Origin of the sequence: Streptomyces sp. SID3212, assembly GCF_009865405.1 — a bacterium.
In the GTDB taxonomy this organism is placed as follows: Bacteria; Actinomycetota; Actinomycetes; order Streptomycetales; family Streptomycetaceae; genus Streptomyces.
In genome coordinates, this window is sequence record NZ_WWJY01000975.1 from 1 (window position 1) to 5,711 (window position 5,711).

Sequence of the window (5,711 nt, forward strand, 5' to 3'; positions counted from 1 at the left end):
GTGTTCGGCGGCCGTGCCCTGCGCGTTGAGCCGCCGCCGTACGGCCCGCTCGGCGCGGAACGCCTCCGCGAGCACCTCCGCCGGATCCTCCCCGGCACGCACGTGGGCGAGGACGGTCGCGGCGGGGTGGCCCCGGAGTCGTACGAGCGCGTACACCCCGCCCTCGCCGAGGGGCGGGCCGCCGGGCGCCGGGCGCAGAGACAGCACCTCCCCGTCGGGGCCGTCGAGATCCAGCTCGGCGACCGCGAGCGGCGGCAGGTCGGGCAGTCCGGCCCGTGCCGCCTCCCGCGACGCCTCCCCCTCCGTCATCGCGTCCGGTGTTCCTGTCCGGTCGAGCACCGCTCACTCCCCCCGTCCGCTCCGCCGTGGTCACCGCTCACGCAGGCGGCCCACCTGGTTCAGGGTCCGCTGCGCGTAACCGGCCAGTCTGGGCCGGTTCCGTACGAAACTGTGCGCGCGGCGGGCCGGTTCGCGGCCCAGCCAGGTCAGGGCCGCCCGGGGCCCCGGCCGTACGGACGAGCCCTCGTACACGCGCAGCGCGCCGGTCTTGAGCGCGTCCTTGTACTCCGCCGCGCCGCGCCCCAGGTCGAGCAGGCCGATCCCCTCGGCGGCGGCGGCCTCCGCCATCCGCAGATGGAGGATCAGGCCGGGCGAGAACTTGGCGAACTCGGGGTCGTACGCGGGGAACCAGCACGACAGGACCGTGCGCGAGCGGAGCCCGAAGTGGGCGGCGACGGGCCGGTCCGCCGCGTACAGGACGGAGAGCACACCGGAGCAGCCGGGCGCGCGCGTGGCCGCCAACTGCCTTACCAGTTCGGTGATCCACTCCTGGGCGAAGCGGTCGCGGCGGCCCGTCCTGCGGTACTGGGCGGACTTCCACTCCATGAGCGTGCGCAGCGCGCCGGGGTCGCGTTCGTCGAAGACGAAGCGTGTCCCGCCCGCCTGGCGGCCGAGTCTGCGCTCCTTCGCGGTCGTCGTCCTGAGGAACTTGGGCGACTGGGCGCGCAGGACCGCTTCGTACGCCTCGTACCCCTGCCCGACGTCGATGACCGGTGACGCGAACTCCTCGGCGGCGGCCGGGACGAAGAGGTCCTGTCCCGCTTCGAGGTTGTCGAACTCCCAGGCGGAGAGGGAGCAGGCGCGCAGCAACTCGCCCGCTGTGAGCCGCAGTCCGGTGCGGAGGACCGCGCCCTGGCAGTCCGAGACGCCCATCCCGATGGCTCTGCCCTGCCCCAACGGGCCTTTCTCGTACGGGAAGAAGCCCACGGGCTCGTCCCCGTCACCGTTCCCGTTTCCGTTCCCGTTTCCGTTTCCGTTTCCGTCCCGTACGACGGCGATCCTGGAGCGGGGGCGTACCCGGCCGACCGCCCGGGTGAACTCCGGTTCCATGAACGGGTTGGCGGGGGCGCCGGACGTGGCGCGCAGTGCGCGCCAGGCCTCCGCCTCGCCCTCGCTCAACTCCGCGGGCGCCACCACCCGGATGCGCGCGGCGCTGCGTACGTCGCTCAACTCGACCCCCCGGTCCCGTGCCCCCTGCCGCGTCCACGTCCCCCATGAACCCACGCGTGGGCACACGCTCGTGAGGACGGTACCGGCCCAAATCCCGCCGGGACAGTGCCGGTCGCCCATCGTGTGACGGATCCGTCGAGGAGGCGGGAGCGGTGGGGCGGGAGGGGTTTCAGGGGCGGTTCCGGGGGTGCGGTTCGGGGAGCCGCGGTCTCAGAGCCGTACCCCGCCCCGCCAGACCGACGACACCAGCGGGACGCCGGGCCGGTAGGCGAGGTGGACGTGGCTCGGGGCGTCCAGGACGGTGAGGTCCGCGCGGGCGCCCGGGGAGAGGCGGCCGATGTCCGTACGGCGCAGGGCCCGCGCGCCGCCCGCCGTGGCCGACCAGACCGCCTCGTCGGGGGTCATGTGCATGTCCCGTACGGCGAGGGCGATGCAGAACGGCATCGAGGAGGTGAAGGACGAGCCGGGGTTGCAATCGGTGGAGAGGGCGACGGTGGCGCCCGCGTCGAGGAGCCTGCGGGCGTCGGGCCACGCGGCGCGGGTGGAGAACTCGGCGCCGGGGAGCAGCGTGGCGACCGTGTCGCTGTGGGCGAGCGCGTCCACGTCGGCGTCGGTGAGGTGGGTGCAGTGGTCGGCGGAGGCGGCGTCGAGTTCGACGGCGAGCTGGACGCCGGGGCCGTACGACAGCTGGTTGGCGTGGATCCGGGGGTGCAGCCCCTTGGCGCGGCCCGCGAGGAGGATCGCGCGGGCCTGGTCGCCGTCGAAGGCGCCGGTCTCGCAGAAGACGTCGATCCAACGGGCGTACGGGGCGCAGGCGTCGAGCATGTCGCCGGTGACGAGCTCGACGTACGCGGCGGGGTCGTCGGCGTGGTCGGGCGGGACGATGTGGGCGCCGAGGTAGGTGACCTCGTCGGTGTGCTCGCCCGCGATGCGCAGGGAGCGTGCCTCGTCCTCGACGGTCAGGCCGTAGCCGGACTTGGTCTCCAGGGTGGTGGTGCCCTGGCGCAGGGCCTCGGCGACGTAGCGGGCAATGTTGGCGTCCAGGTCGGCGTCGGAGGCGGCGCGGGTCGCGGCGACGGTGGTGCGGATGCCGCCGGCGGTGTAGGCGCGGCCGGACATCCTGGCGTTGAACTCGGCGGTGCGGTCTCCGGCGAAGACGAGGTGGGAGTGGGAGTCGACGAAGCCGGGGACGACGGCCCGGCCGCCGAGGTCGAGGGCGTTGTCAGTGGGGGGTGCTTTGCTTGATTCACCGACCCAGACGACACGGTCGCCGTCGATGACGACGGCCGCGTCCTGGATCAGACCGATGGGGGATCCGTCACCGAGGGAGGGGTCGTTGGTGACCAGAGCAGCGATGTTGGTGAGGGCGGTGGTCGCCGCCGTCGCGGGGGTGTGCAGGGGGGTGTTCGGCGTGCTCGTGGGCATGGGGGAGGTGCGCTCCTTCGGCGGCTTGGCCGCGGGCCGGACGTCGAGTGGTGCGGGGCGGGAGTCCGTCGGTCCTGCGGGGGTCAGGCGCGGCGGGACAGGGCCTCGATCGCGTCGGCGAGGGCCCGCGCGGTGTCGGGGACCTGTGTGTGGACCCCGTCCCGGACGACATGACGACCGCTCACGACCGTGTGGCGTACATCAGCTGCGGAGGCGGCGAATACGGCGGTCTCCGCTCCGAGCCGGGGCAGGGGTCCCGCTGTCCTGACCGAGTCCAGGGCGATCGTGACGAGGTCGGCGAGCGCCCCTTGTTCGATCCGGCCCGCCTCGGGCCAGCCGAGTGCCGCGTGGCCGTCGGCGGAGGCGGCGTGGAGCAGGGCGCCGGCCGTCCAGTGGCCGCGGGTGCGGGTGCGCAGGCGTTCGTTGAGTTCCATCGCGCGGGCCTCTTCGAAGAGGTCGATCACGGCGTGGCTGTCGCTGCCGAGCGAGAGCGGCGAGCCCGCGCGCTGGAGCTGGGCGGCGGGTCCGATGCCGTCGGCGAGGTCGCGCTCGGTGGTGGGGCACATGCAGGTGCCGGTGTGGGTGGCGCCGAGCAGCGCGATGTCCTCCCTGGTGACGTGGGTGTTGTGGATGCCCGTGGTGCGGGCGCCGAGGACACCGTGGTCGTCGAGGAGCTGCACGGGGGTGCGGCCGTGGACGGCGAGGCAGGCCTCGTTCTCGGCGGCCTGCTCGGAGAGGTGGACGTGGAGGGGGGCGCGGCGCGCCCGGGCCCACGCGGCGACGGTCGGGAGCTGTTCGGCGGGGACGGCCCGTACGGAGTGGATTGCCGCCCCGATCCGGGCGTGGGGGCTGTCCCTGAGGGCGGAGGCCCTCTCCGCCCAGGCGTCGGCGGTGCCGTCGGAGAAGCGGACCTGGTGGCGGTCGGGGGCCGCGCCGCCGCGCCGCTTGGAAACGCCGGACGAGAGGTAGGCGGTGTCGAGCAGGGTGATCCTGATGCCGGCGTCGGCGGCGGCCGCGATGAGGGCCTCGCTCATCGCGTTCGGGTTGTCGTAGGGGGTGCCGTTGGCCCCGTGGTGGAGGTAGTGGAACTCACCCACGCAGGTGATGCCGGCCAGGGCCATCTCGGCGTACACGGCCCGGGCGAGGGCGTGGTACGAGTCGGGGGTGAGCCGGGCGGCGGTGCGGTACATCAGCTCGCGCCAGGTCCAGAAGGTGCCGGAGCCGACCTGGGTGGTGCCGCGCAGGGCGCGGTGGAAGGCGTGGGAGTGGGTGTTGGCGAGCCCGGGGAGGGTCAGTCCGCGCAGGGCCACGGCGCCCGGGGGCGGGGTGTCGGCCTCGGTGCGGACGGCGGTGATCCTGCCGTCGGCGACCTCGACGGCCACGCCGGGCTCGACGTGGTGGTCGAGCCAGGCGTGCTCCAGCCAGTAGGTGGTGCGGGGGCCTTGCCGGTCCTGCGACTGCTGCGGTCCCTGCGTCATGCGCACGCCAGTCCTTCCAGTACGTCGGCCAGGGCGAGGACACCCGCCAGGCAGTCGTCCTCGGCCGCGGATTCGGCCGGGGAGTGCGATACGCCGGTCGGGTTCCGTACGAACAGCATGGCGGTTGGAATGGATCCGGACAAAATACCCGCGTCGTGCCCGGCGCCGGTGCCGAGGACCGGGACGGAGGTACGGCCGGAGGCGCGACCGGACGTGGGACCCGGGGCGGGACCGGCGAGGATCCTGGCCAGCTCGTCGCGCAGGGCGTGCTCGAACTCGACGACGGGCGTGAAGGACTCCCGTACGACACTCAGGTCGATCCCGGCGCGTTCGGCGGCCTCGCGGGCCGCCGCCTCGATCCCCGCGACGACGGTGTCCAGGGTGGCCTGGTCGGCGGCGCGGGAGTCCAGCCAGCCACGGACGAGGGAGGGGATGGCGTTGACCCCGTTGGGTTCGACGGAGATCTTGCCGAAGGTGGCGAGGGCCCCGGCCAGCTCGGCCTCGCGGCGGGCGGCGAGGACGGTCTCCGCGTACGTCAGCATCGGGTCGCGGCGGTCGGTGAGGCGGGTGGTGCCCGCGTGGTTGGCCTCGCCGTGGAAGTCGAACCGCCAGCGGCCGTGCGGCCAGATGGCCGAGGCGATGCCGACCGGGTCGCCGGAGAGGTCGAGGGCGCGGCCCTGCTCGACGTGCAGTTCGACGAACGCGCCGATACGGGCCAGGCGTCCGGGGTCCGGGCCGAGGGTGGCGGGGTCGTGTCCGGCGGCCTCCATCGCCCGGGGCAGGGAGACGCCGTCGCCGTCGCGGAGCTCGTACGCCTTCTCGGCGGTGAGCTGCCCGGTGGTGAGCCGGGAGCCGACGCAGGCGAGGCCGAAGCGGGCCCCTTCCTCGTCGCCGAAGTTGGTGACGGCCAGGGGCCTGGCGAACCGCGCTCCCCTGCGGCGCACCTCGTCCAGGGCGGCGAAGGAGGACACCACGCCGAGGGGGCCGTCGAAGGCGCCGCCGTCGGGGACGGAGTCGAGGTGGGAGCCGGTGACGACGACGTCCCCGGCGAGGGGGTCGCCGAGCCAGGCCCACTGGTTGCCGTTGCGGTCGAGTTCGTAGGCCAGGCCGCGGGTCTCGGCCTGGGCGCGGAACCAGGCGCGGCAGTCGGTGTCGGCGGCGGTCCAGGCGTAGCGGCGGTAGCCGTGGCTGGTGGCGTCGCGTCCGAGGGGGGCGAGGTCGCGCCACATCTCCTGGAAGGAGGGCGGGTTCCCGGCCGCCTTGGCCGCCCCGGCGCCCCCGGCGTCCCCGGCGGGGGTG

The 5,711-nt window shown here is 74.4% G+C and carries 4 protein-coding genes and 1 pseudogene; all 5 read right to left on the reverse strand.

What is annotated here, in order from left to right; genetic code table 11:
- A pseudogene (locus tag GT042_RS29300) lies at window positions 1-339 on the reverse strand (hypothetical protein); the annotation flags it as partial.
- Between the two features lie 30 nt (window positions 340-369).
- Window positions 370-1,509 (reverse strand): GNAT family N-acetyltransferase, encoded by a 1,140-nt coding sequence (locus GT042_RS29305; RefSeq protein ID WP_237531319.1) that lies wholly within the window; start codon window positions 1,507-1,509, stop codon window positions 370-372.
- Between the two features lie 210 nt (window positions 1,510-1,719).
- Window positions 1,720-2,934 carry an imidazolonepropionase gene (gene hutI, locus GT042_RS29310; RefSeq protein WP_161311729.1) on the reverse strand — a complete coding sequence of 405 codons (1,215 nt, stop codon included), beginning with the start codon at window positions 2,932-2,934 and terminating at the stop codon, window positions 1,720-1,722.
- Between the two features lie 83 nt (window positions 2,935-3,017).
- Window positions 3,018-4,412: a formimidoylglutamate deiminase gene (locus GT042_RS29315; protein WP_161311730.1), complete on the reverse strand. Its 1,395-nt coding sequence runs from the start codon at window positions 4,410-4,412 to the stop codon at window positions 3,018-3,020.
- Window positions 4,409-5,641, reverse strand: coding sequence for an allantoate amidohydrolase (locus GT042_RS29320; protein ID WP_161311731.1), 1,233 nt, complete (start codon window positions 5,639-5,641; stop codon window positions 4,409-4,411). The genes GT042_RS29315 and GT042_RS29320 overlap by 4 nt, the downstream gene beginning before the upstream one ends.
- Between the last annotated feature and the right edge of the window lie 70 nt (window positions 5,642-5,711).

Coding starts and splice junctions, on each gene's coding strand:
- GT042_RS29315 (WP_161311730.1), bottom strand. CDS start 4,412: ATGACGCAGGGACCGCAGCAGTCGCAGGACCGGCAAGGCCCCCGCACC.
- GT042_RS29320 (WP_161311731.1), bottom strand. CDS start 5,641: ATGTGGCGCGACCTCGCCCCCCTCGGACGCGACGCCACCAGCCACGGC.
- hutI (WP_161311729.1), bottom strand. CDS start 2,934: ATGCCCACGAGCACGCCGAACACCCCCCTGCACACCCCCGCGACGGCG.